Consider the following 1,146-nt stretch of genomic DNA (forward strand, 5'->3'; position numbering starts at 1 on the left):
CTCAGTTCATGTAGATAAAATTTATCGCAATAGAGAGAATCGAACTTGGTGTAAAGACCGAGGGATTAGAATCAGTGGACCACCATTGGGAAGACCACCTAAAAATGTTAGTAAGTCAACTAAAAAACAAGCTAGAGATGATGAAAGATTTCGTAATGCTATTGAGGGAAAATTCGGACAAGCAAAACGACGTTATGGACTTAACTGTATCATGGCAAAACTTTCTGAAACAGCAGAAACTTCTATTGGCATTACTTTTTTAGTTATCAATCTTTCCACCCTGCTCAGGCAGATTAGCTGTCTTTTTTTTGTCTTTATTTCTGAATACCTATAAATTAGGCTGAATTACTGACTTTTATATTATTAAAGCTAATATTTGAGCATACTTACTGACATAAAAACTTATCATTTAAACAAGCTGATTCTTGTAAATTTTTTCGCTTACTTTTTCAGCAAACCCTAGTTAGTAGTTAAAAATTTGTATGGGTGAACTACCCTTCATCGAGGCAATTTGTTCTGTGGTTTAATGTAAAAATTTAAGTTGTTTGAGTTGCTATTGAACTTCTAAAGTAAATTCTTGTTTCGCTTTATTTTTGGCATCTTTGACTTGGGCAGTAATCGTCCAGTCTCCTTTCATGCCGAGATAGGTATCGGCTTTAAACCTACCTGGTTGTCCATCTGGTTGAACTTCCACTGGAGCGGTCATCGGAGCCATGTTCTTCATGGGCATGGACGCGCTCATCTCTAGGTCAAGGATATCTAGCGGTTGACCTTGGGCATCTTTAACTTCTATCACCAGTTGAGCATCCCCCATAGGGACACCAGTTTGAGCATCAGGACTGACTAACTGAATTTGAATATCTTGAGTAGTAGCTTTATTAGCTGCTATAGATTGTTCGGACTGATTAATCACCGCTACGGTCGCATTTTCCACCAACCGACGTTGACCTGAAGTTACTACCGCTTCTCCTGATTTCAAACCACTGGTAACTTCTACTCTGTCTCCCGTTGACATTCCCAATGTAACGGGTGGTGCGATTCGTTTAGTCGAAACTTAGAAAGAAGGAGGATGACTAGCTTCTGTTGAGTAACCGCAAAACGGTAGAGTTCGCACTTTAATCCTCAACAGATGACAACTTAATAATC

General features: G+C 38.9%; 2 protein-coding genes. One reads left to right on the forward strand and one right to left on the reverse strand.

Annotated elements, in window-relative coordinates; all coding sequences use genetic code 11:
- Positions 1-334 (forward strand): transposase (locus tag H1P_RS33545; RefSeq protein WP_144875836.1); only part of this gene is annotated, 334 nt, incomplete at its 5' end.
- A gap of 219 nt (positions 335-553) precedes the next feature.
- On the opposite strand, the gene H1P_RS33550 is transcribed toward H1P_RS33545, so the two are convergent.
- Complete coding sequence (locus tag H1P_RS33550) at positions 554-1,021, reverse strand: FixH family protein (RefSeq protein ID WP_484133496.1); 468 nt, start codon at positions 1,019-1,021, stop codon at positions 554-556.
- Between the last annotated feature and the right edge of the window lie 125 nt (positions 1,022-1,146).

It is taken from the genome of Hyella patelloides LEGE 07179 (genome assembly GCF_900659865.1).
Lineage (GTDB): Bacteria > Cyanobacteriota > Cyanobacteriia > Cyanobacteriales > Xenococcaceae > Hyella > Hyella patelloides.